Origin of the sequence: Pseudoalteromonas amylolytica (genome assembly GCF_001854605.1) — a bacterium.
GTDB lineage: Bacteria > Pseudomonadota > Gammaproteobacteria > Enterobacterales > Alteromonadaceae > Pseudoalteromonas > Pseudoalteromonas amylolytica.
Genome location: NZ_MKJU01000025.1, coordinates 532493 through 557932 on the forward strand (window position 1 = coordinate 532493; position 25440 = coordinate 557932).

Sequence of the window (25440 nt, forward strand, 5' to 3'; positions counted from 1 at the left end):
ATTATTCCATGTTCAAAGTTGAGTTGGTGAGTGAGGCTTGCTCGCTTTGTGCCTTCATAAAAGTGCGAGTATGCCAAAGGCTCATGGCGTCATTGGCAGTGATATGTTCACTTTGCTCAATAATATGCCCAGAGCGCAAATAAGTTTTAATTGTTATGTCGTGTTCACCAGTGGGGAGCGATAGTTGTGCGACGCGTATCTCCGCTGGTAAGGTTTGCCACTGCCTTGTATCCGCTGAGGCCGTAACCGCATTCACGACTGAGGAGGTCAGCTTTGCTAGGTTCCCAAACAGATCATTTTGTTCAAACCCGACTTTGTGTAATGCCTTTCTAGCAGACAAGGCTTTGAGTATTTCTCGGCTTAGCGCAGCATGGATTTCGGTATTGGCCTGTTTTAGCGCATCTTGCAATGTCAATAAGCTCACAGAGTGATAGGGGAGTAAGGTGGTGAGCGGTTGGCCATTTAACCAGACTTCACTATGTGTTACTTGATTATCAAGTGGCTCAAGATAGGTGACGGAGATTCGGGCGCCAAATTGAAGTGCGTCAACAACACCTAGTTTTACTGCATCTTCCCATAATGGCCCCAGAGGTAAACGTTTAGTGAGCGCGCCCATTGCAACATCACCCACATCACCCAAGATATAGTTTTGCATCATATCAAATATGCTGGTGTCTGCATGAAGCATCTGGAACCAACGCATTTGTGCCTGTCGTTCTTTATGATTGCCAAGCAGGATGGGTGTCATCACCAGTGCTTTTGACTCAGTGTCCGCACGCAGCAGCAAGTTGAGCTGCTTCCTTTTTGGTGCAATACCAATATTTTGTAGCAGTGTTACATTTGCAGCAGAGGCCGCTTCATGCTCACTTGTTGGTTTGAGTGCTTGCAATTGACTATCATAGCCGCCAGCTCTGCGCATAACGCGGATTAACCCTAAACGGGTTTGCTCTGCTATTTGCTCAGGCAATTTATATTGCTGTGAAAAGCCGTTTTCGTACATAAACATTGCTCGTTCATATTGCAGACGAGCTGCATCCCATTCACCGCTTTGTTCAAATAATACGCCACTGAGAAAATGAGCAAATGCATCATCTTTATAATCAATGTTTTCAAGTAAATCGCTAGGTGCAAAAATGGGCTTGAGCAGCTGATAAACTTTTTTTGATAGGAAGTTATCGTCTTGCTTTACATCATAGCCACCAGTTTGCGCTTTGAGTTGGCTTAAAAAAACGTCGAGTTGACGCATTTCAACGAGTGCTGCGTCGTAATAATGCCCAGAGTCACTAGGATGAAGTTTTGCCAGTGCATTATAGTTGAGGGCTTTCATAATATGAATTTGCGGTAGATAATAGGCTTTACCTTTATAGGTGGAGTAGGTTGGGCCACTAAACTGTACCAATGCCAGCTCGGTAACACTTTGCGTGTAAAACGACTCTATTAGCGTCAGCGCAACTGCGAGCTGTTCGTTACTTTCAAGGTAGTTTTTCTCTAACTGGAGTAGACTCGCCATTTCAAGGTGATACAGTAGTCTATCGTTCCCAGTTTTATTATAATTTTGGGTAACGTTTTGTTTAGCCTGTATAAAGTTCCCTTGCTGAGCAAGTTGAGCGGGTGAGGGCTGATTAAACTGCGTAATATTACATGCACTAAGTAATACAGTGTGGAGATAAACGATACACAATGTTGTAATTTTTTTTATGCGGGCACTCAATGACACATCCTATGTTCAGTCGAAAAGAGACGATTTGAATAACTACTGCAATTAACTTAAATAAACACAAAGCATTTGAAAAGCAATAAATTGTTAAAAATCGTTTTTACAATTTATTACTGTTCGGTGCATGATTGTTTGCTAGATTAGAGAATAATAAATACTTCAGGCCAAAAGGAACAAAAATGAAAATTAAACCAATGATCACTACGCTTGTACTTGCAGGGATGCTAACAGCCTGTAGTTCTACCAAAAACGACAGCGCATCAAGTTCAAGAGTGAACATTCCTGATTGGGTGCTTAACCCAGTTGTTGAGAATGGTATAGCAGCCGCGGATTGTATTAAATATTCTGGTAATATTTCAGTCGATCAAAAAATGGCCGTCGCAAATGCGCGCTTGGCGTTGGCGCAACAAATTGAAGTGCGTATCGAGGGCTTGGATAAAACCTTTGCTAATCGTACCGACGCGAATGATGCTATGACGGTAGGTAGCACGTTCAGTTCAGTATCAAAACAACTAACCAAACAAACCCTGAACGGTTCGCGCGTAGTCAAAGCTGATGTTGTGGATATATCAGGAAAAGATTACTTTTGTGCATTAACAACCTTGTCACCTGAATTGACCAAGACGCTGTTTAAAGACTTGATCAAATCTGCAAAGCCTTCGATAGACCCTCGAGACGAACAGTTTTTGTATCAAGAGTTCAAAGCATTTAAAGCTGAACAAGACTTAGAGAAAGAGATCGAACGACTAACTAATTAAGTTATATTTGTGAGACACGCAACTGTAACTTAGCTTAAGGCTTGTGTGTCTCACTAGTCGGTCATTATTGCTATAAAAGGAGCAGCAATGGTGAATAAAAAACAGATGCTTGGCGCTTTGAGTTGTCTCACATTGGCGATGGCCAGCGGGCAAGCGCTTGCAGCCCAATCGATTCTATTCAGTGAATTGAATGAGGCGATGTCACAGTGGCAAAGCAGCTATCAACAAACAACAGCCAAGGATGAATTTGAGCAATTCAAATTAGACCACTTACAAGAGTTTGATAGGTATGTTGAACAACACTTTTGGGAATACGATAAGTTTAGAAATGAGCTGATATCGAGTTGGGGAGAGGCGCAAATTTCTGAGCAAGCGCGGTTTGTTCAATACAATCAAGAAAATAATGCGCGATTAAATATTGATTTTGAAAATAACACGCTCACTATCAGTGTTCGCCATTCTGAGGCGCAAAAACTTAACTCAGAGGATGCGTACCGAGAGTTTCAACAGCTTTTACCTTCTGTCGACAACGCTGTTCTAGAGGTATTTTTCCAAGACTTTATCGCTCAGATACAACAAGCAGACTTTAAGCCTGTGGCTGAATATGACGTAGACAATAACCTCAAAGTTAAATCTTTACTGCAGGCAAAACAACAGATCAAGCAACAAACTGAGCAACAACTACAGGTTGTTGAACGCCAGTTGGATGACAAGCTTGCGCTACCTTCTGATCCTGAACAACAAGAAAAAACGAAAAAGTTGCTAAAACAGAAGCGCCAACAACTAGAGCGTTTGCAGACGAAGCGCGTCGAGCGTTTAGTTTCACACATTAGAGAATTTGCAAAATCTTCCCCACCGAAAGAAAAAGTGAGTGAGTTTACATTTAAGTTAACTGAACACGCTAAGCGTCCGGCGAGGGCTAAAAACTATGTTGACGCTGTGGCAAAGCAAAGTGAGAGGTTTGATATTGCGCCTAGCCTCGTTTTTTCTGTTATGCATACAGAAAGCCACTTTAATCCGCTAGCGAAATCAGCCATTCCTGCATTTGGACTGATGCAAATTGTGCCCAGCAGTGCCGGTGTAGATGTAAACCGCTTCTTGTACAACCGCGATGAGCCTATGCCCAGCTCTTATCTTTATATAGAAGGTAACAATATAGAAGCGGGGACCGCATATCTTCATATACTAGATAAACGCTATTTAAAGCATATTAGCGACCCGTTAAGCCGTAAATATTGCATGATAGCGGCATATAATACTGGAGCGGGCAATGTGGCTAGAGTGTTTAACAGTGATGGCTCACGTAATATTCGCAACGCCAGTCGCATCATTAACTCCATGACGCCAGCAAGAGTGCTAGAAGCATTAGAAAAAGGTTTGCCTTACGGTGAAACAAAGCACTATTTAAAGCGTGTTCTCGAACGCGAACCGCTTTATCAAGAGATTTAAGTTGCTAAAGTGACAATCACGAATTTCACTTAGTTGTGTACTAAAAAGCCGGGCTAATTGCCCGGCTTTTTACTGTCAGGTTTAGTCTTCTAATCTACCAATATTTTCATAAAAGACATCTCTTTGCTCGTTTAAATCTTTACTATATATGATCCCAAGTGTTCCATCCGAAAGCTCAGTCACAAACGGTGGAAACGAATCAACAGATTTAACACTAACTTCGCTTGAGAATTGGTCGTTTTGAGCAAATTTACGGGTATTCAGCGTACTGGAAGTGGTTTTGTAAAACAGCCTTACAGCACCGTTGTGTTCAATTAATGAAACATCAAACACGGAGCCCGTTGAAAATCTCTGAATCTCGGTAAAGTTTTCCCCATCACTAGAAATAGATACAATAATAGATTGATGCTCACTAGCATAGTAAGTCATTAGTACCCTGTTATCTGGTAGTAATATTGTCTTCACTTTAGAATCGTATCCTTGGTATCCGCCTACTTGTGTTGGCTCTGTCCAACTTCTCAGATCATAAGACGTTCTAATGAACACATTATTTTCCTGATAGTCATCACCAGGCGCTGCGGTATAACTTAGAATGTATTTACCACTTGGCATTTGAATCATAGATTCAGCTGAGAATGAATGAATCATGCATCCTTCATTAGTCCGACAAGTGCTGTAATTAGAGAAGTCTATCTCCGAAAAAAGATCCCAAGTATCCACACCTGCATACTTAAATATGCACACGTATTTTCCATTACAGTGGGAGGTCAAAAACAGTTCATTGTCTGAGTTTTCATATAAAAAACCATCGCGACTAGACGAATATGGCGATGCTGAAGATGTTGGCGAGGAACTCAAAGGCCAAGTTTGTCCGTTGTCTGTTGAAGTGCTAACGACAGCGCGACTGCCAGCTAAACCAGCTGTGTAGACCGCTATCAGGTCACCGTTGCGACGAGTAAAAAATGACGCTGCTTGGGAAGTTTCTTCACTGTTTGAAATGTTAACGCCCGGTTCTGGGTCTGGCACATATTCACAAGTACCTCCAGATGCACACTCTACGGTATAGGATACGATTTGTTGCCAACCGTCAGAATTATACTGCCCACCACACATATTATCAGCTCTGGAACAATATACTGACACTCTTGTTTGGAAGCTACCCGAATACTCAAGTGCTGGGAAAGAGACAACCCATTCCATTGTGTCATAGTCATATCTTCCGTTGAAGTAACCGTTCTCTGTATATCTTGTTATGTATGTATCAGGAGATGCTTGGTCATAAGTGTAGTATTGCACATGCCAACCATCGCGCGCTGATAATACCTCAAAGTTATTCCCTAACCCTTTGACTCTTAGGTTGATAACCTCACCGGTCACATAGCTACTTTGTGCGCCAATTAGTTGAACGTGATCTTCTGTATCCGGTGTGCCATCATTGTCATCATCAAGGTCTTGGTTATCACCAATGCCATCACCATCATAGTCACGCGACTCAGAAGCGTCTAGCGGGAATAGGTCTAGCTCATCAGCAATACCGTCGTTGTCATCATCGGTGTCTGCGTTGTTACCAACACCGTCAAGATCAGTATCCGCCCACTCCTGATTGTCTAACGGAAAGGCATCTTGATCATCGTTGAAACCATCGTTGTCGTCGTCAGCATCGGCATTATTGCCTGTACCATCACCGTCAGTGTCGATTTGTTCATTCGGATCTGTAGGGAATGCATCTTCAGTATCCGGCGTTTCATCATTATCGTCGTCAGTATCTGCGTTATTGCCTGTACCATCACCGTCCGTGTCTAACCATTCTTGGTCGTCTAATGGGAAAGCATCGTAGAGGTCTAACACGCCATCATTGTCATCATCGGTATCCGCATTATTGCCAGTTCCATCGGCATCTGTGTCTAACCACTCAGATGCGTTCAAAGGAAATGCGTCAGCAGCATCTTCGTAACCATCGTTGTCATCATCAGTATCTGAATTGTTACCAATGCCATCGCTATCCGTATCTAACCATTCGGAATTGTTAAGTGGGAAGGCGTCTTCTTCATCATTAACACCGTCATTATCATCATCAGTATCAGTATTATTACCAATACCATCTGAGTCTGTATCTAGCCATTCTGTTGGGTCTAATGGAAATGCGTCTAGTGTGTCGTCATAGCCGTCATTGTCATCATCAGCATCATTGACATCGTTAATCCCATCATTGTCATTGTCTAAATCGTCGATATTGCTAATGCCATCTCCATCAATATCGATATTCGTTAACACACTAGAATGACGTAGTACTAGCTCTGAACTACTCATAGCTGAAGTATCCACAGTGCTGTAGCCAGTCACAGCAGTTTCCTCTGCCATCACACGACTTAGTTCAGAAACTAGTGGTAAATCAGTACCTGGTATATTTAAAGTGTGAATTGGTCTGAGTAAAACTGCGATGTGTTCAGGGCTGTAAGAGAGGTCATCACTTTCTGATTGCGCATCTAATTTACCATCATGAAGGTCTAAAACCAGCTGATCGAGTAAATGATCAACCGTGAGTTGCTCATCACCAATGGCTAGGCGTAATTGGTGTACTAAAGCGGCATTAACCTCGTTGATAGTTCGTACATACCAAGCATTTTTTTGTAGATTGCTTGCTACGGTTGCATCTGTTAGTAAAGGTGCAGTGGTGAGCAGGCTGATATCTTTATCCAAACCAAATGTGAACAGAGATTTTATTTGTGCTTCGGCACTGACAATAGCTTGTGGTGTGGCTGACCCAGCGATAGCTTTACTAAGGGCCAGTTTTACAACTAATGTAGATAAAGGCGTTGCGTATAGTGGTTGCTTTGCTTTTATTTGTTCTGCGCTGAAGATACCACGTAATACACCAAAGATAGGCTTTTGTCCTGTAGTGATATCTATAGTGCTTTCGTTGGCGGAGTATTCGATGACAAAAAAGTCTTTTACATCACCTTTAAGTGATAGATTTTTTATTTGCGCTGTTTCATCGGTGCCAGCAGTGCCTAATAACTTTCCAAGGCCATTAGGAGCATGTTTGTCGAACTGATATATTTTGACATCGGCAAATTGTAATGGCCCCTTTACTGCAACCCCTTGCAGAGGATAAACAATTTCTGTGGCTTTATCCGTATCAATATTCGGGGTTGAAGTTGCAGAGCCAGCGTCTCCGCCACCACATGCGCTGAGCAGTGACATAGCCACTGCAACACAAACAAGATTTTTGTTTGTATTCAAATGATCAAACATAGTTATATATTCCTATATATCCATAAATATAATAAAGGTGAGTTTTTGTGACTTCAGGGACCAATCAATATTGATTCAAGTACAATTATGTAAGCACTTTCCATAAAGTTCCATTTTGAGGAAATTCTACACTAAATAATAAAGTATTAGAACTTTTGCAATAATGACGAGTGGGTATTAGAGTCGATTTTTTCAAAGATTGTAAGTAAAAATCAATATAAATCAATTGAGTAAACGGAGCTTTTCACTGTGAATAAATGTAAAGTCAAATCACGTTGTTGTGGTTACGCAAATAGAAAGCGGTAGTACTTAGATAAGGAAAAAGTAAATAAATAACAGCGTGAGAGTATCGTTTATGGATATATTTTATAAAGGAAAGGCCGCAGTTGCGGCCTTTTTTATTGTTGAATATTTCTATTCGGCATGGCTCTTTTGAGCTTCAGAGGTGCGTTCACTTACAGTGGTGAAAGCCATAGTTGAGGCCATTGCTGCACTAGCTTTACCTGTAGGTGCTTTAGAACCGGCAGATAAACCAGAGTTAGCCACCACTTCTCGTGCCTCATGAGGCATAGCCGACGGAGTGATCACCTCTATAGCTTCATCAACACTACTGGCTTTTGTCATTGGCGAGCTTGCTGTGTTGGTATAGCGCACACGAGACTTCTCTTGGCTTGTATCGTGCTGACTTTGCTTTGTTCGCTCTTCATTAACGATTGCTGCCTCAGCCTGTACTGTTTCAGTCGTATCAAGTTCAACGTCTTGAGTTTGCGGCTCCGCTGCAGTATCTGTAGCTAACTCAGTTGCTTGAGTTTCAACATTTGTCTCAACAGCCTCTGTAACAGTATGAGCATCAAGTGTTGTTTCTGCACTTGTATCTACATCACCTTCAACAGTATTCGTTTCAGTTGTTGTCTCTACATTTACTTGTGCATCAACTTCAGCAGATGGTTCAACATTTGTTTCAGCATCAACTTCAGCAGATGGTTCAACATTTGTTTCAGCATCTACTTCAACAGACTCAGTTGATGGTTCAACCTGTGCTGCGGCTTTCTCTTCATCAATCGCTTCAGTCACTGATTCAGCCGTTTGTGTATCAACATCTACTTCAACAGTATCAGAGACAACTTTAGGTTCCTGAGAGTCTGCATCGTGTGAAGCAACTTCATCAGTAGTGTTACTTGCTTCAGCATTTGTCGCATCTTGAGCTGCTTGTTGTTGCGCTTCTACCTCAGTTTCAGCTGTCATAGCTACTTCAGGGTGCTGCTCTTGAGCTTTTAACTGAGCTTCATACTCAGCCGCAGCTTGGTCAGCAACAGGTATAAACGCAGGTTCGGCTTCTTTATCACCTTCTGGTTTACGACGACGCTGACCTGCAGCACGAAGATGACGAGGAGAGCGACGAGAGCGTGTTCTTGGTGCCTCTTCTTTCGACTCTTCATCAGGTGTTGCCGCTTGCTCAGTCGGCTCTGAGGTTACAGCTGGCGCATCTAGATCGTTAACCATTTGTGGCGCGCCATTGTCAGCAGATGTAGTCGCTACCTCTGGCATTGACGCTTCTTCAGTGCGCTCAACTTCACTTGGTGCTGTTTGCGTAGGGACATTTTCCACCGCTTGTACATCTTGTGCTGCAACAGTTGAGTCGTCTTTTGAAGTCGTGCTCGTATCAACCTGATCGTCTAAGCGTACTTTCTTGCGTAAGTTACGACGCTGACGACGTGGCTTAACCTTAGTTTCTTTAGCTTCTACCTCAGTTTTTTGTGACTCAGTCGTGCTTTGTGTCTCAGCTTTATTTGTATCATTATTACGCTTGCGCTGGTTTTGACGGCGACGTTTATTACGACCTTCGCCTTTTTCACGATTGTCTGTAGATGAACGGTTATCTGAGCTGTGAGCTTCCTGCTGTGTATTACCGCTTTGTGGTTGATCGTCTCTTTTCTTCGCATTATTGCGGCGACGATTTTGCCCGCGACGACGGTTGTCATTACTACGGCGAGGCTTTTGCTCGGAGGACTTTTTCTGTTCTACTTCTTTCTCTGGCGCAGTGTCAGAGCTAAATAAGCCTTTCAACCAATTACCAATACGCTCTAGCAGGCCAGGCTCTGACTTAGTTACAGGCGCTTTTGCAGGTTTTTCAGCTGTTGGTGTCGGTGCAGGAACGGTAGGCATCACAACACCTTTAAGTACAGGTTCTTCTCTAACAGCCGAAGGAGCGCGAGAAACTTCAAGCACTTCAGGCTCTGGTACTGTCATCTGCTCATAGCTTGCCGCCTGAGATGTTTCATCCTTACGCAGGCGTATTACTTCGTAATGTGGCGTTTCCATATGTTGATTTGGAATAATGACCACATCACAATTGTGACGCTTTTCAATACGGTGTACTGACTTGCGCTTTTCGTTTAAGAGGAAAGCACCAACAGTGACAGGTACTTGGGCATTCACTTGAGCGGTGTTGTCTTTAATTGCTTCTTCTTCAATCAAACGTAAGATTGATAGGGCAATCGACTCATTTGAACGAATAGTTCCTTGGCCACTACAGCGAGGGCATGAATGCTGGCTTGCTTCACCTAGGCTTGGACGCAAACGCTGTCGCGACATTTCTAACAAACCAAAACGTGAAATTTTGCCAATTTGTACACGCGCACGGTCAGGGCGAACAGCATCTTTCAAACGGTTTTCAACTTCTCGCTGGTGGCGCGGTGGGGTCATATCGATAAAGTCGATAACAATCAAACCACCTAAGTCACGTAAACGCAACTGACGTGCAATTTCGTCTGCCGCCTCTAAGTTGGTATTGAGTGCTGTTTCTTCGATATCTCCACCTTTGGTAGCTTTAGAGGAGTTGATATCGATAGACGTTAGCGCTTCAGTTGGGTCAATAACGATTGAGCCACCAGAAGGTAATCGCACTTCGCGTTGGAAAGCCGATTCGATTTGGCTTTCAATTTGGTAATGTGTGAATAGAGGCACGTCATTTTGATAAAGCTTAACACGATTCATAAAATCAGGTCTAAAGCGCTCGATATGAGCTTTAGCTTCTTCAAATACGCGAGCTTTATCGATAAGAATCTCACCAATATCACGACGTAGGTAGTCGCGAATAGCACGGAAAATAACATTACTTTCTTGGTGAATTAAGAATGGCGCTTTACCACTATTGGCAGCTTCTTGAATGGCTTGCCAGTGCACTAGCAAGGCTTTCAGGTCGTATTCAAGTTCTTCGTACGATTTGCCTACACCAGCGGTACGCACGATAAGCCCCATGCCTTTAGGTAATTCTAAACGGCTTAGCGCTTCTTTAAGTTCAATACGTTCATCACCCTCAATACGGCGAGAAATACCACCCGCTCTAGGGTTATTTGGCATCAACACCAAATAACTACCCGCTACGCTGATAAAGGTTGTTAATGCAGCGCCTTTTTGACCACGTTCTTCTTTATCAACTTGAACAATTACTTCCTGGCCTTCTTTGATCACATCCTTAATATTTGGACGGCCATTGAAGGTGTAACCACTCGGGAAGTATGTTTTAGCAATTTCTTTAAGAGGAAGGAAACCGTGGCGCTCGGCACCATAATCAACGAAGGCGGCTTCTAAAGAGGGTTCGATGCGGGTAATTTTACCCTTGTATATATTGGCTTTTTTCTGTTCGTGACCTGGGCTTTCGATATCAAGATCGTATAGCCTTTGGCCGTCAACCAGTGCTACGCGCATTTCTTCTTGCTGCGTGGCATTGATCAGCATACGTTTCATATTGTTACTCTACTTTCAAATTTAGTCGAGCCTGACTGTCTCAGCGGGAGCCAATTTAGTGTTCTATTGGTTTTAATGCAGTCTCACGACTGGGGAAAATAAGAACATTTCACAGTAACCTGCCTTGCAATACCAGATTTGGATTTGGCCAAACTCTGCTGTGTATTGGGCGATGCATTTGCATTTGGTTTTCGCACGGGCTAAATGGCTCGGCGTTGCTAACTATCAGACAAATATATTTATTTCTTGCTTTTTCTGTTTTTTAATCGTGCTTAATCTCACTTACGATCTATTACGCGCACCGTAAGGGGTTAAACGCACGTGTTTTTTCGGGTGTGACAAAAGCTTTGGAAATCCCAGCTTCAATCTGTATGATCTGACACCCATGATGTGCTTCACGATTAGTATTTTGCGATTAAAAAAGCGGTTTCGCAAAATTGCGAGCCGATTATCCCACTAATACCCTCGTGATAGCAACTAAATTATTACTCAAATCAGTGATTAGGCAATGTCAGAAAAGTCCGGTTTAAAAGTTAGCTTCGTTACCATTACCGAAGATCAAGAGGGTCAAAGGATTGATAACTTTTTGGTTACCCATTTAAAAGGGGTGCCAAAGAGTGCGGTGTATAAAATTTTGCGCAAAGGCGAAGTACGAGTAAATAAAAAACGCGTCAAACCGGTGTACCGCCTGCAAATTGATGATCTGGTACGTATTCCGCCAATTAAAACCGCCGAACGCGAAGAGTTTGTGCCACGTAACTTAGATAAAATATCAGCGTTGGAAGATGCTATCATCTTTGAAGATAAATATCTGATAGTTATAAATAAACCGTCTGGAATGGCGGTGCATGGTGGGAGTGGCCTAAGTTACGGTTTAATAGAAGCATTGCGCGTGCTCAGGCCAGATGAAAAAAGTCTGGAATTAGTTCACCGTTTGGACAGAGATACGTCAGGCTGTTTATTAATTTCAAAACGTCGTTCCATATTAAAGGGACTTCACGAGCAGTTGCGTGAAAAAACTATGGAAAAAAACTACTGGGCATTGGTTTGTGGCGAATGGGCTGCCAAGGTCAAAAATGTTACCGAGCCGCTACGTAAAAATACATTACAATCAGGCGAGCGGGTGGTGCGTGTGGATGAAGAGCAAGGTAAACCTTCTCACACACGTTTTAGAGTGTTAGAACGTTTCAATGGCTGTACTTTAGTACAGGCGTCACCTGTAACGGGGCGTACACATCAGATCCGTGTTCATACTCAGTGCAAAGGTCACCCAATCGCGTGTGATGACAAGTATGGTGATCAGGTGTTTGATGCAAAAATGCGAGAGCGTGGCTTAAACAGATTGTTTCTTCATGCCCAAGATTTACGCTTTTTACATCCTAAAACAGAAACTACAGTTCACGTTGAAGCGCCACTGGACAAGGCGCTAACGAATTGTTTGAAGACCCTAAAGGAAGAGTAAATGCAATATAAGTTAGTTATTTTCGATTGGGATGGAACGGTAATGGATTCCGTGCCAAAAATCGTCAACACGTTGAAGCTCGCAGCAAAGAGCGTGGGTGTTGCTATACCCAGTGATGAAAGGGCCGCAGCAATTATTGGTTTATCACTAGATAAGGCTGTAGCCACACTATTTCCGCACGAGCAAGCGCATTGGCCAGCGCTTGCTCAAGCTTATCAACACCAGTACAAACATGGCGATAATACCGATACACCACTGTTTGAAGGCGCTGAAGAATATATTCGCAGTTTAAAAGCGCAAGGCGTGTTACTGGCAGTTGCGACGGGAAAAGGCCGCTCTGGACTTGAGAATATGCTCTCAAAATCAGGATTAGGCGACTGCTTTGTAACAACCCGTACCGCGGATGATGCTAAATCTAAGCCAGACCCCGATATGATCCTGCAAATCTTAGCTGAGCTGGATATTGAGCCAGAAGATGCACTTATGATAGGTGACTCTTTACTCGATATGAAGATGGCTCAAAACAGTGGCATTGATGCCATTGCAATGAGTTGTGGTGCAGCCAGTGTGGAGCAACTTGAACAAAGCTGTGCACTGGCTATTTGTGAAGGCTATGCTCAGTTAGCAATGAGGCTGCAAGCTCAAAACGTCGAAGCCGCGCTCTGCGAGTAACTGGTTAAGACGAATTAAAGGGAGACCGACTAAGCTATTGGGGTCGTCTCCTTCAAGCTTTTCAAATAAGCAGATCCCTAATCCTTCACTCTTAAAACTTCCAGCACATTGATAGGGTTGCTCTGCGTCGCAATATGCTGAAACTTGCGCTTCAGTAAGCTCTTTGAAGTGCACATGAAAGGGCTCTAGGATGGTTGTTGCAGTATCTGACTCAATGTCATACAAGCACAGACCCGTTAAAAATGTAACTTTGTTGCCACTAAAACGACACAATTGTTTGATAGCGTTTTCTTTATTGTGCGGTTTACCCAAGATGCTGGTTTTGTGGAGTGCTACTTGATCAGATCCAATGACTAGGCCTTTTGCAAAATGCTGTTGGGCACTTTTAGCTTTTAGCTCACTGAGTCGCAGCACTAACTGCTCCGCTGACTCACCCTCAAGTGGTGACTCATCAATGTTGGGTGAAAAGCAATCAAAAGGTAAGTTGAATTTTTTTAAAATCGACTGCCTAAATGGAGAACTTGAAGCTAGAATAAGGGGTATTTTCATAAATACTCACGGGTCAATTTAACAATGCCGGTAGGATAGGGCGCAATAACGCGAAAAACAAAGGAAAGTTTGATTTTTATTTTGACTAAGCCACTAACTATCTATATGATGCAGCCCCTATGCAAAAGGTGAAAATTCCCATCACCCTTGATCCTTGTAGAGCCGCTCAGCGCCGTTTAAGTTATGACGGAGTTGTTCAGCTTGAAGAACTTTCTCGTCTAGAGCAAGTTGTACAAGATCAATCAGGTGAAATAGCGGTAAACATTCATTGCAAAAATGATGAGCAAGGGTTAGTTGTTGTTAGCGGAACTATTCGCGCACACCTTACTGTTATTTGTCAGCGATGTAATGATGAATTAGGGTTGGATTTGGTACAAGACTTTGCTTATTCTCCTGTTGGATTAGGTTCAGAGTCGGATGATCTTCCCGAATGCTACGATGTGGTGGAACTAAATGAAGAAGGTGAAATCAATCTTCGTCAACTTATAGAAGACGAATTGATTTTAGCAATTCCAATTGTTCCTATGCACAACGAAGCATCATGCGCCTATTCTGACGAGCCTGCCAGCTTCGGAGAAATAGAATCGCAAGAGAGCAAACCAAATCCATTTGAAATTTTAAAACAACTTAAGAAAGATTCTTAGGAGAAGGCTAATGGCAGTACAAAAAAGCAAAAAGTCTCGCGCACGTCGTGGCATGCGTCGTTCACACGATGCTATCAGTGGACCAGCTTTAACTGTAGATCAAGTTTCAGGTGAGACTCACCGTCGTCACCACGTGACTGCAGATGGTTACTACAAAGGCGTTAAAGTAATTTCTAACTAAGAGATTGCTTTATGCTGACTCATCTAACCATAGCGTTAGATATGATGGGGGGCGATTACGGCCCCCGTTCATCTATCCCTGCAGCAGTCAATGCTGTTAATAAGCACCCCAACTTAACGCTACTGCTTTGTGGTAACGAAGTCGTTATCAGTGATGGTTTAAGTAAGCTCGACTCGCTCAATCACCCCCGTTTGATCATCAAACATTGTCCAGAAGTGGTCACCAATAGCTGTGAACCTGCTTTAGCTTTGCGAAATAAAAAAGCGTCTTCCATGCGCATTGCCTTGGATCTTGTTAAAGAAGGCCAAGCACAAGCTTGTGTAAGCTCAGGTAATACTGGCGCGCTATTTTTTATGGCACATTATGTATTAAAAATGTTGCCTGGCATTAAGCGTCCAGCGTTAATCTCTTCCGTACCAACAGAAAAGAAGCAACCAGTATACTTACTAGACCTTGGTGCGAACGTTCACTGCGATGCTGAAACGTTATTTCAATTTGGAATTATGGGGTCCATCGTAGCGGGTCAGGCACTCTCTATTGAACGTCCTAAAGTTTGTTTGCTCAATATCGGCTCAGAAGATATCAAGGGCCATGAGGGCATTAAGCAAGCAGCAAAATTGATGAAAAGCACTGAACATATTAATTATCAAGGCTATTGCGAGGGCAGTGACATGTTTTCTGGCAAAGCGGATGTGATTGTATGTGAGGGGTTTGTTGGCAATGTAGCGTTAAAAACCTGCGAGGGGATTGCCAAACTTATTATGCATAAGTTTACAAAAGCGCTTAAAAAGCACGTTTTGTACCGAATATTAGCTTTAGCTTTACGCCCAGTTATAAAAAAACTATATAAAAGGGTGAACCCCGACCAGTATAACGGCGCAAGTCTGGTAGGATTGCGGGGTATTGTAGTGAAAAGTCATGGAAATGCCTCGAATAAAGCATTTCTTGCTGCGATTGAGGAAGCCGCCAGAGAAGTAGAACGCCGCATTCCAGAAAAGATTCAAGCAACTTTTGCGCAGATAGCAGCAAAATCAGAACATCCGCCATCGTCATTCGGCAAATAACAGTTTTGTCGTAACCGAATTTACGTGGCGTAATAATTATCTAGAAGAGCACAATATGTCACAAAAAATTGCACTTTTGTTTCCAGGCCAAGGCTCACAAGCCGTTGGCATGTTGTCAGAATTATTAGAGTCCTCAGAAATCGTAAAACAGACATTCGCTGAGGCTTCAGAAGCATTAGGCTATGACCTCGCTGCATTGGTATCCAATGGTCCAGAGGAAGAGCTAAACCAAACCCACCGTACACAACCTGCGTTATTAACCGCAAGTGTGGCTATTTATCGCCATTGGTTAAGTGAAAACCAAGAGCAAGAAGTAGTTATGGCAGGCCACAGTCTAGGTGAATACTCAGCTTTAGTATGTGCGGGTGTCGTGTCTCTTGCCAAAGCCGTGAAGCTGGTTGAGAATCGTGGCTTGTACATGCAAGAAGCTGTGCCTGCAGGGGTTGGCTCAATGGCGGCGATTATCGGCCTAGATGATGCTGCGATCGAGGCCGTTTGCGGTGAAGTCGCTGGCGAACAAATTGTTTCACCAGTTAATTATAATTCTCCTGGCCAAGTTGTGATTGCGGGCCACAAAGAAGCCGTTGAGCGCGCCTCGCAAGCGTGTAAAGAAGCTGGCGCTAAACGTGCAATGCCACTTGCTGTTAGCGTGCCTTCTCACTGTGAATTGATGAAGCCAGCTGCACAAAAGCTAGCAGCTGATTTGGCTGGTTTAAACTTTGCAAAAGCTAAATTCGACGTGATCAACAATGTAGACGTGGCTGTTGCTACAACTGAACAAGAAGTTAAAGATGCACTTGTGCGTCAGTTATACAGCCCTGTACGTTGGACCGAAACTGTACAACTACTAGCAAAGCAAGGCATCACTCAGGCTTACGAGTTTGGACCAGGAAAAGTGTTAGCTGGATTAGCAAAACGTATTGATAAATCTGTTGCATGCAGTGCCGTGAACGACATTGCCTCTATATCTGCAGCAAAATAATTAGAGAAGACGAATACCATGAGTAAACTATTTTCATTAGAAGGAAAGGTCATTTTAGTGACTGGTGCGAGCCGAGGCATAGGCAAGGCTGTTGCGCAAGCTTTGGTTGCACAAGGTGCTAAGGTGGCAGGTACAGCAACAAGTGAGTCTGGTGCTGAAAAAATCAGTGATTATCTTGGCGCTAATGGTAAAGGCTATGCACTGAATGTAACCGATGCAGACTCAATCGCGACGACGTTGGCCGCTATCAAAGCCGATTTAGGCGATGTTGATGTACTGGTTAACAATGCTGGGATCACTCGTGATAACTTATTGATGCGCATGAAAGACAGTGAGTGGGACGATATTATTGACACTAACCTCAGCTCTATCTATCGTTTGTCAAAGGCTGTATTACGCCCAATGATGAAGAAAAAGTCTGGCCGTATCATCAATATTGGTTCGGTAGTGGGCACAATGGGTAATGCTGGACAAGCGAACTATGCAGCAGCGAAAGCGGGCGTAATTGGTTTTTCTAAGTCGCTAGCACGTGAAGTCGCTTCTCGTGGCATTACTGTTAATGTCATCGCACCTGGGTTTATTCAAACAGATATGACCAACGAGCTTACAGATGAGCAAAAAGCGGCAACGCTTGCAAACGTGCCGGCAGGACGTTTAGGTCAGCCAGAAGAAATTGCTGCAGCGGTTTGTTATTTGGCATCAGATGCTGCTGCATACGTATCTGGCGAAACATTGCACGTAAATGGCGCGATGTACATGGTATAAATTCGGTACAGGTCACATGTCAGTTTAATTTTTTGTGATCTTGCTGCAAACATACTTGAAATTGCTATTAAAATGAGCGATAAAAGTAGAAAATATTAGCTAAGAGGTTTGACCAGACAAAAAATTCTGAGCAAATCCTTGAATCACAGTATTATGCGCCGTAAACTACGCCGCAATCTGAAAATAACGCAAATGCGTTTTAATAAAGGAAAGAAGAATGAGCGATATTCAAGAACGCGTAAAAAAAATCATTATCGAGCAACTAGGTGTTAAAGAAGAAGAAGTGAAATCAGAAGCGTCTTTCGTTGATGATTTAGGTGCTGACTCTCTAGATACTGTTGAACTTGTAATGGCTCTTGAAGAAGAGTTCGATACTGAGATCCCTGATGAAGAAGCAGAGAAAATCACTACTGTTCAAGCAGCGATCGATTACGTTACTGCTCACGCTGAGTAATTAGCGAACACTCAGGGCAGCATTCGCTGCCCTTAGTTTTTTTATTCCCCTCATAAAATAATAATCCCTTTTTTGGAGGAAACCGTGGCTAAACGTCGAGTCGTAGTAACTGGCTTGGGTATGTTGACGCCGCTGGGTAACGATGTAGCGTCAACCTGGCAGGGCTTATTAGATGGCCGTAGCGGCATCGAAAACATCACTCACTTTGATACATCATCTTTCGGAACCAAATTTGCGGGCCTAGTCAACGACTTTGATGCAACCCTGTATATGCCTAAAAAAGAAACCAAAAAAATGGATTTGTTTATCCAGTATGGTATCGCGGCGGGTGTGCAAGCAATTCAAGACTCAGGCTTAGAAGTGACTGATGACAATGCCCATCGCATCGGCGTAGCCGTAGGCTCTGGGATTGGTGGTTTAACACTGATTGAAGAAAACCACGTTAAGCTGTTAAACAGTGGTCCACGAAAATTATCACCATTTTATGTGCCGTCGACCATTATCAATATGATTTCTGGTCATCTTTCAATTATGCACAATTTGCGTGGCCCAAATATTTCAATCGTTACGGCGTGCACAACGGGTTTGCATAACATTGGTCATGCTGCGCGTATGATAGCGTATGGCGATGCTGATGCTATGGTAGCTGGTGGCGCTGAGAAAGCATCTACACCGATAGGTATGGGTGGGTTCTGTGCGGCTCGCGCCTTGTCATCTCGCAATGACGATCCGCAAGCAGCCTCTCGTCCTTGGGATAGAGACCGTGATGGTTTTGTGCTGGCGGATGGTGCTGGTGTGATGGTACTTGAAGAGTACGAACACGCAAAAGCGCGCGGTGCAAAAATCTACGCAGAGCTGGTAGGCTTTGGTATGAGTGGTGATGCTTACCATATGACTTCTCCACCGGAGGACGGATCGGGCGCGGCGCTTGCGATGCAAAATGCCTTAAATGATGCGGGTATTAATGCCCAACAAGTTGGCTATATTAATGCCCACGGTACGTCTACACATGCGGGTGACAAAGCTGAAACGCAAGCAGTGAAATCGGTGTTTGGTGATGCTGCGCAACAAGTTATGGTGAGTTCATCTAAGTCTATGATGGGACACTTACTCGGAGCTGCGGGTTCGGTTGAGTCTATTATTACAGCCTTATCACTTGTGAATCAGCAAGTCACGCCTACCATTAATTTGGATAATCCAGATGAAGGGTGTGATTTAGATTATGTACCTCACACAGCACGAGACGCAAAGCTTGAATATGCACTTTGTAACTCGTTTGGTTTTGGTGGAACCAATGGCTCGTTGCTATTTAAAAAGGTATAATGCCAAGTAGGCATCTAATAAAGAGCCTGGCTACGCCGGGCTTTTTTGTGGGTAGGATATGGAAATAAAACAAGAAAAATCAATATCCAGTTACGATCGAGGGCTACTATACGGCGATGGCTTCTTTACCACAGCGCATGTTCAGCATGGCCAGATATTGTTGTGGGACTTGCATTTGCAGCGATTGCGAACCTGTCAACAACGGTTAGGTTTTTCACAACTAGACTGGCAAAGTCTAGATAAATACTGCAAGGATGTATGTGCCAGCACCTCCCAAGGGGTACTTAAGATAGTAGTAACTCGCGGCGAAGGAGGAAGAGGATATTTACCACCAGAGCACGCAACACCCACGGTAATCGTTCAAACATCACCTTATCCGGCCCATTACCCAGCGTTGCACGATAGCGGTCTTCGTTTACAGTATGCACAAACCAAATTGGGTCATCAGCCGTTGCTTGCTGGACTAAAAACCTTAAATCGCTTGGAGCAAGTGCTCATCAAACAAGAAACGCAGCAATATGATTGTGATGATGTATTGGTGGAAGACATCAGTGGTAATGTTATTGAAGCGTCCGTTGGTAATTTAATTGCTATGAGGGGTGGTAAAGTGTATACGCCCACATTGCATAACTGTGGTATTTTAGGCGTATATTTGCAGCATCTTGAACGAAATAACCATATTCAAAGGGTAGATATGAGCCGCAAAGATTTACAAGCAATGGATGCGCTGTTCGTGTGTAATAGTTTGATGGGGTGCATATTTGTTCGTTCCTTGGGCGAGCAGTTATTTGATTTATCTCTTGCGCGTAAGCTCAAATCTCAATTAGAGTCTGGGGTGTTATGATAAAAAAAATATCCTTATTTCTCCTACTAACACTGCTAGGAATATCCGTTTACATCTATTACAGCGTTCAGAGCCTCAAAAGTGAGCCGTTAAAAATAACAACTGAATTGTATGAAGTCACTCCCGGTACTGGATTTAATCGTTTGTGCAAAGACTGGCAAACTAAGGGCTATGTAGAATCGTGTTTTAAGTATCAAGTTTATTCTAAATTTGTGCCGGAATTGTTTCATTTAAAGGCGGGTGTATATGAACTAAGCGGGATGACGGTTCTTCAGGCTGTAAACAAAATACATCGTGGTGAACAGAAGCAATTTAGTTTTACCATCATCGCGGGGGATACGTTCCAAAACATTTTAAAGAAATTAAAAAGCAGCCCGTATGTTGTTTATCCAAATGATGAGCAAAAGCTCATAGAAGCAATGCAGGTTGATGGTGCGCCAGAAGGGTGGCTATTACCTGAAACCTACCATTATGAAGCCTATACGTCTGCAAGCGCAGTGTTAAACCGCGCAAAAGAGAAGATGCAATCGGTATTGCAACATGCGTGGCAGCAGCGAATGGATGCTTTGCCTTTAAATGAGCCGTATCAAGCATTGATCTTGGCATCTATTATTGAGAAAGAAACAGGGCATGCACCCGAACGAGCAACCATAGCATCGGTGTTTATTAATCGTTTGAATCGCAATATGCGTTTGCAAACTGACCCCACGGTGATTTACGGTTTGGGAGATGAGTTTGACGGAGACATTAAACGTCGACATCTAAAAGAGCATACCCCGTACAATACATATAGAATTAAAGGGTTGCCGCCGACCCCAATTGCAATGCCCTCAGCTGAAGCGATTTATGCGGCGACTCAACCTAAGCAGACACCGTATTACTATTTTGTGTCTAAAGGTAATGGACAACACCAGTTTTCAAAAAGTTTACGCGAGCATAATCAAGCGGTACAAAAGTATATTCTAAAGAGTAATAATGACAGCTAAATTTATTGTAATAGAAGGCCTTGAAGGAGCCGGAAAGTCAACGGCTATGGCCATATGCCAACAATTTTTGCGACAGCATGAAGTTGATTTTGTGCAAACACGGGAACCCGGAGGAACGCCTTTAGCTGAGTCTTTGAGAGACCTTATCAAACAGCAGCATGTGGAAAAAGTAGCTGCTGAATCGGAGCTGCTGATGATGTATGCGGCGCGCGCACAACTGTTACATAATGTCATTCGTCCAGCACTAGATAAAGGTCAGTGGGTGTTGGCAGATAGGCATGATATGTCTTCTCAGGCATATCAAGGTGGAGGTCGTGGCTTGCCAATAAGCACCTTATCTTCTTTGGCCGATATCGTATTAAAGGGGCTCAAGCCTAACCTTACACTGTACTTGGATATTCCACCACAAGTTGGGTTGGCAAGGGCTAAAGGCAGAGGTGAATTAGACAGAATAGAGCTAGAGGCTTTAAGCTTTTTCGAGCGCACCAGAGCGCGTTATTTGCAGCTGGCTGAAGAAGATGAACACTGTGTGACAATCAACGCTAACCAGAGTATTGAACAAGTACATGCCGATATTATTCGCGCATTGGAGCAGTTTTTTCAGCAGGTACGCGGATAATGTACCAGTGGCATGAAGGGCTTTGGCAGCATTTTAGGCTTAGCCAGCAGCAGGGGCGCTTTCACCATGCCCAGTTGTTCCATGGCCCATCAGGGGTAGGCAAGCAAGAGCTGGCCAAACAGCTGGCTCAAGCAATTCTATGTGAGCAACATCAACAGCTTACAGCGTGTGGCAGGTGTAAAAGCTGTTTGTTGATTGCGGCTCAAACCCATCCAGATTTGCTGTGTATCGCGCCTCAAGGGCAGAGTATTTCTGTGGATGCTATTCGTGAGCTGGCTGATTTTGTCCACCACTCGGCACAGCAAGGTGGGCGTAAGGTTGCCGTTATTGCCAATGCCCACAAAATGACTCACTCAGCGGCAAATGCATTACTGAAAACACTTGAAGAGCCGAATACTGGCCGATATTTATTGCTGACAAGTGATGATTTAAGTCAGCTCTCAGCGACCATTTTAAGCCGCTGTAACAAAGTTCAAGTCACAGTAACAGACCCCCAACATGCACAACAGTGGCTGCAGAATATTCTCCCACAGGAGCAGGTGTTTCCTTGGTTGACACACTTTGCTCATCAACCCTTAAAAATAGCGATGTGGTTCAATGAGGGGGTGTTTGAAAAAGTTGATCTGTTATACAGATTTGCATGTGATATCAAAGCAAGTCATAATTTCAATCAGGTACAGGGCATTTTAAATGATCACCCTGAATTGCTTGAAGTATTTTGTGTATTTATGCAACAAAAGCTAAAAGCAAAACTGTTAGAAGGGCTTTCGTATCAGGCTTATAGCGAAGGGCAGGCGGCGCTCAATCAATTTATGTCAGATACGCGTCAAATATTGGGTTTAAACCAATCGCTGGGACTTAATAAGCTAATGAATACAATAAAAAATATCATTGAATAGGAAAACCAGTGCAAGAATTGCTCTTAGATCTCCAAGAACCAGATGAGTTATACCGATGCTATATGGCAACCTTAAAACAAGGCGGGCTTTTTGTTAAGAGCAATGCACGCTTTGAGTTAGGTCAAAATGTAGTGTTACGTGTTACTTTGCCCGATGAAATAGAAGAGCACCGGATTGTTGGTAAGGTTGTTTGGATCACACCGCAAGGCGCTCAAAACTCCAATCCACCCGGTGCTGGTGTGAGTTTTATTGAGGATCCTGACCGAGTAAATGACCGTATAATAAAGCAGCTGGGCACAGCGTTAAATTCTGATAAACCCACCTACACCATGTAAGAGTAGTTATGATTGTAGATTCACATTGCCATTTAGATAGACTTGATTTTGATAAGCTTGGCCAGCAATTACCCGAGATCCTAGCCGCAGCGCGTGCTAAACAAGTAGAGCACTTTTTATGTGTGAGTGTCACCTTGGATCAATTCCCCAGCATGCTTGACGTTATCTCTGTGTATGATGATGTGTCGGCCTCGTGCGGTGTACATCCACTTGATCAGAAAGACGTATTGGATAAGGCAAGATTGAGCACTTTGGCGACACACCCCAAAGTAGTGGCTATCGGTGAAACGGGGTTAGATTATTATTACTCTCAAGATACTCATAAGGTCCAGCAAGATAGCTTTGTTGGTCATATCCAGGTTGCCAATGAATTAAATAAACCGCTGATCGTTCACACACGTGACGCTAAAGCCGATACTATCAACTTAATGAAGTCACATAACGCTCAAAATTGTGGTGGCGTTTTGCATTGTTTTACCGAAGACTGGGAGATGGCAAAACAGGCGTTAGATTTGGGCTTCTACATTTCAATATCTGGCATAGTTACATTTAAAAATGCCGTTGAGTTGAAGGACGTTGTAAAAAAGCTCCCACTGGATAGGTTGTTGATCGAAACTGATTCTCCTTATTTGGCACCCGTACCACACCGAGGAAAAACCAATCAACCCGCATATGTACAGGATGTTGCTTATTACGTTGCTGATTTAAAAGGGATCAGTTATAAAGAGTTAGCACAAGCGACGACCAATAACTTCTACAAATTATTTAGTTTGGCGTCGCGCTCGGATGCAACACGATAAGTTACTACCCAAAGTTTTGCTTGGTCCAATGCTTAGGCGTGCGGAGCAAGCCGCAATTTGTTTGCAAATCGTCACCAGCAAACAATATGAAGTGACCGTACAGGTTGAAGGGTATCAGTGCCTTACTGAACAAAAAACCTTCAGGCTAGGCGAGTATTGTTTTTTAAAAATGCTCATTGTTAAGCCTAAATCAGGACTATTTGAAGCTGATACACCATTGCCTTATCAGTTGTTACTAGATAATGATATATATTCACTCGAAGCTGTTAGCTATACATCAGAGTCTTCTGCGCAGCTTGTAGTACCTGTGCAACTTGAGCAAGTCTTGCATGGTTCTTGTCGTAACCCACATCACCCCAGTCGGGATTCATTAGCCGCCGCGGATGATTTGTTTGAGCAAAATATAAAAGCAGGCAAACCGACACCAAGCTTACTTTTGATGTCCGGCGATCAAATTTATGCTGACGATGTGGCTGGTCCGATGCTATTGGCTATCAACCAGCTGGTCGCAATATTGGGGCTGTACAAAGAGGAAGCACATATCACTGAGCTGCCTGATGATATTCAGCAGCAGTTATATAACAGGCAACACTTTTTACCAAAAACGCCATGGCAAGATTGTTCTAGATTTAGCTTTAGCTATTGGTTTAAAAGGGGAGAAGCGCATTTTACCAGCCTTAGTGCGGGTAATCACTTGGTTTACTTTCAGGAGTTTATTGCCTGCTACTTACTAAACTTTAGTGCCACGAGTTGGCAGCTGATTGATTATAGTCAGTTGACGTATCAGGGAACCAATAACAAATCCCAAAAATCTTTTGCATCGCAGTATGAAGCCATCATGCAATTTGTGGAAGATTTACCAAAAGCACAGCGTTTGTTTGCGAATATTCCCACGTTGATGATGTTTGACGATCATGATGTAACGGATGACTGGAACCTGACAGCTAGATGGGAGCAGGCAATCGCCGCACACAAAAGCAGTCGTAGGATTATTAATAGTGGTTTATTGAGCTACTGGCTGTTTCAGGGACTAGGCAATGATGCAATGGCACAAAGTGGTAGCTTATGTGCTGAGTTTGAGCGAAGTTTGCACGTCGACCGGTGGCACTTTAAAGCCATGGATAAAGCCCTTAATCGGTTTGGAAACTGGCATTATTGTTTAGATACAATCCCCAAAGTTGTAGTACTTGATACGCGAACACATCGCTGGCGAAACGAGCAGAATTTTAATGAGCCAAGCGGTTTGTTAGATTGGGAAATGCTGATGGAGCTAGAAGATACCTTGGTGGATGAGCGAGAAGTTATTTTGGTGTCACCCGCACCGGTATTTGGTGTCAAATCCATCGAAGCTATACAATCTATCTTTAATTTCTGTGGTCAGCCGTTGTTGGTTGACGTTGAAAACTGGATGGCACATGAGGGATCGGCCAGAAAGTTGTTAGAAATATTTCGACGCGCAGATACCCCAAAAGAAACCATCATTCTATCTGGTGATGTGCACTACTCATTCTGTTTCTCTGTACAAAGTCGGTTTGGCAAACATGACAATAGAATATGGCAATTGACGGCATCAGGGATAAAAAATGAATTCCCTAAAACGTTAATTAAATGTTTGGATAAACTAGACTCAATTCTATACGCTCCATGGAGTCCGCTGAATTACTTCACTAAGCGCTGGCATATGGAGGTGAATAAGCACCCTTTACTCACACAGTCAGCTAAGCAGCCATACCTTATCTCCGATAGCGCTATTAGTTTAGTCACCCTTGAACAAGGCAAACTTGCTCGTTATCAATTATTGCATAATGACGGCAGGGTTAGAGAGTTCACGTTAGAGTAAACACGGTTGAGACTGACGCCAGTAATAGTGTGATGTTTTTCGTACCTCACACTGCATAACTTTTTGCTATATTTATTAAAACTCTTCTCATT

General features: G+C 43.3%; 22 protein-coding genes. 18 read left to right on the plus strand and 4 right to left on the minus strand.

Annotation, left to right across the window (positions count from 1 at the left end; genetic code table 11):
- Position 1 precedes the first annotated feature (1 nt).
- Positions 2–1711: a COG3014 family protein gene (locus BET10_RS08965; RefSeq protein WP_070985112.1), complete on the minus strand. Its 1710-nt coding sequence runs from the start codon at positions 1709–1711 to the stop codon at positions 2–4.
- 185 nt (positions 1712–1896) lie between these two features.
- On the opposite strand from BET10_RS08965, the gene BET10_RS08970 reads away from it, so the two are divergent.
- Together BET10_RS08970 and BET10_RS08975 are read left to right on the plus strand one after the other, a co-directional pair.
- Positions 1897–2475 carry an LPP20 family lipoprotein gene (locus tag BET10_RS08970; protein WP_070985113.1) on the plus strand — a complete coding sequence of 193 codons (579 nt, stop codon included), beginning with the start codon at positions 1897–1899 and terminating at the stop codon, positions 2473–2475.
- 87 nt (positions 2476–2562) lie between these two features.
- Positions 2563–3924, plus strand: a complete 1362-nt coding sequence (locus BET10_RS08975; RefSeq protein ID WP_240503665.1) for a transglycosylase SLT domain-containing protein — start codon at positions 2563–2565, stop codon at positions 3922–3924.
- A gap of 81 nt (positions 3925–4005) precedes the next feature.
- On the opposite strand, the gene BET10_RS08980 is transcribed toward BET10_RS08975, so the two are convergent.
- Both BET10_RS08980 and rne read right to left on the minus strand, forming a co-directional pair.
- Positions 4006–7179 carry a sialidase family protein gene (locus BET10_RS08980; RefSeq protein WP_070985115.1) on the minus strand — a complete coding sequence of 1058 codons (3174 nt, stop codon included), beginning with the start codon at positions 7177–7179 and terminating at the stop codon, positions 4006–4008.
- 414 nt (positions 7180–7593) lie between these two features.
- The gene (rne, locus tag BET10_RS08985; RefSeq protein WP_070985117.1) at positions 7594–10929 is read right to left on the minus strand and encodes a ribonuclease E; all 3336 of its coding nucleotides are present in this window, start codon (positions 10927–10929) and stop codon (positions 7594–7596) included.
- A 508-nt stretch (positions 10930–11437) separates the two neighbouring features.
- On the opposite strand from rne, the gene rluC reads away from it, so the two are divergent.
- Both rluC and BET10_RS08995 read left to right on the plus strand, forming a co-directional pair.
- On the plus strand, positions 11438–12391 hold the full coding sequence (gene rluC / locus BET10_RS08990) for a 23S rRNA pseudouridine(955/2504/2580) synthase RluC (RefSeq protein WP_070985119.1): 954 nt from the start codon (positions 11438–11440) through the stop codon (positions 12389–12391).
- A complete protein-coding gene (locus tag BET10_RS08995; RefSeq protein WP_070985121.1) occupies positions 12392–13063 on the plus strand; it encodes an HAD-IA family hydrolase in 672 nt (223 codons plus the stop codon).
- On the opposite strand, the gene BET10_RS09000 is transcribed toward BET10_RS08995, so the two are convergent.
- Positions 13013–13612: a Maf family protein gene (locus BET10_RS09000; protein ID WP_070985123.1), complete on the minus strand. Its 600-nt coding sequence runs from the start codon at positions 13610–13612 to the stop codon at positions 13013–13015. The genes BET10_RS08995 and BET10_RS09000 overlap by 51 nt on opposite strands.
- Before the next feature lie 119 nt (positions 13613–13731).
- Between BET10_RS09000 and yceD the strand changes: the two genes are divergently transcribed.
- From yceD to BET10_RS09070, 14 genes are all read left to right on the plus strand, one after another.
- Positions 13732–14256, plus strand: a complete 525-nt coding sequence (gene yceD / locus BET10_RS09005; RefSeq protein ID WP_070985125.1) for a 23S rRNA accumulation protein YceD — start codon at positions 13732–13734, stop codon at positions 14254–14256.
- Between the two features lie 10 nt (positions 14257–14266).
- On the plus strand, positions 14267–14437 hold the full coding sequence (gene rpmF / locus BET10_RS09010; RefSeq protein WP_070985127.1) for a 50S ribosomal protein L32: 171 nt from the start codon (positions 14267–14269) through the stop codon (positions 14435–14437).
- A gap of 11 nt (positions 14438–14448) precedes the next feature.
- A complete protein-coding gene (gene plsX, locus BET10_RS09015; RefSeq protein ID WP_070985130.1) occupies positions 14449–15501 on the plus strand; it encodes a phosphate acyltransferase PlsX in 1053 nt (350 codons plus the stop codon).
- Positions 15502–15556: 55 nt separating this feature from the next.
- Positions 15557–16483 (plus strand): ACP S-malonyltransferase, encoded by a 927-nt coding sequence (gene fabD / locus BET10_RS09020; RefSeq protein WP_070985132.1) that lies wholly within the window; start codon positions 15557–15559, stop codon positions 16481–16483.
- Positions 16484–16501: 18 nt separating this feature from the next.
- The gene (fabG, locus tag BET10_RS09025) at positions 16502–17248 is read left to right on the plus strand and encodes a 3-oxoacyl-ACP reductase FabG (RefSeq protein WP_070985133.1); all 747 of its coding nucleotides are present in this window, start codon (positions 16502–16504) and stop codon (positions 17246–17248) included.
- 217 nt (positions 17249–17465) lie between these two features.
- Complete coding sequence (gene acpP, locus BET10_RS09030) at positions 17466–17702, plus strand: acyl carrier protein (RefSeq protein WP_070985135.1); 237 nt, start codon at positions 17466–17468, stop codon at positions 17700–17702.
- An 84-nt stretch (positions 17703–17786) separates the two neighbouring features.
- Positions 17787–19025, plus strand: a complete 1239-nt coding sequence (gene fabF, locus BET10_RS09035) for a beta-ketoacyl-ACP synthase II (RefSeq protein ID WP_070985137.1) — start codon at positions 17787–17789, stop codon at positions 19023–19025.
- A gap of 58 nt (positions 19026–19083) precedes the next feature.
- Positions 19084–19869, plus strand: a complete 786-nt coding sequence (gene pabC / locus BET10_RS09040) for an aminodeoxychorismate lyase (protein WP_070985139.1) — start codon at positions 19084–19086, stop codon at positions 19867–19869.
- On the plus strand, positions 19866–20855 hold the full coding sequence (gene mltG, locus BET10_RS09045) for an endolytic transglycosylase MltG (protein WP_070985141.1): 990 nt from the start codon (positions 19866–19868) through the stop codon (positions 20853–20855). Before pabC ends, mltG begins: the two co-directional genes overlap by 4 nt.
- Positions 20845–21474 (plus strand): dTMP kinase, encoded by a 630-nt coding sequence (gene tmk / locus BET10_RS09050; protein WP_070985143.1) that lies wholly within the window; start codon positions 20845–20847, stop codon positions 21472–21474. The genes mltG and tmk overlap by 11 nt, the downstream gene beginning before the upstream one ends.
- Positions 21474–22373 (plus strand): DNA polymerase III subunit delta', encoded by a 900-nt coding sequence (holB, locus tag BET10_RS09055; RefSeq protein WP_070985145.1) that lies wholly within the window; start codon positions 21474–21476, stop codon positions 22371–22373. Before tmk ends, holB begins: the two co-directional genes overlap by 1 nt.
- Positions 22374–22381: 8 nt before the next feature.
- On the plus strand, positions 22382–22708 hold the full coding sequence (locus BET10_RS09060; protein ID WP_070985148.1) for a PilZ domain-containing protein: 327 nt from the start codon (positions 22382–22384) through the stop codon (positions 22706–22708).
- An 8-nt stretch (positions 22709–22716) separates the two neighbouring features.
- Positions 22717–23508, plus strand: a complete 792-nt coding sequence (locus BET10_RS09065) for a TatD family hydrolase (RefSeq protein WP_070985150.1) — start codon at positions 22717–22719, stop codon at positions 23506–23508.
- On the plus strand, positions 23495–25348 hold the full coding sequence (locus tag BET10_RS09070; RefSeq protein WP_070985152.1) for a metallophosphoesterase family protein: 1854 nt from the start codon (positions 23495–23497) through the stop codon (positions 25346–25348). Before BET10_RS09065 ends, BET10_RS09070 begins: the two co-directional genes overlap by 14 nt.
- Positions 25349–25440 lie beyond the last annotated feature (92 nt).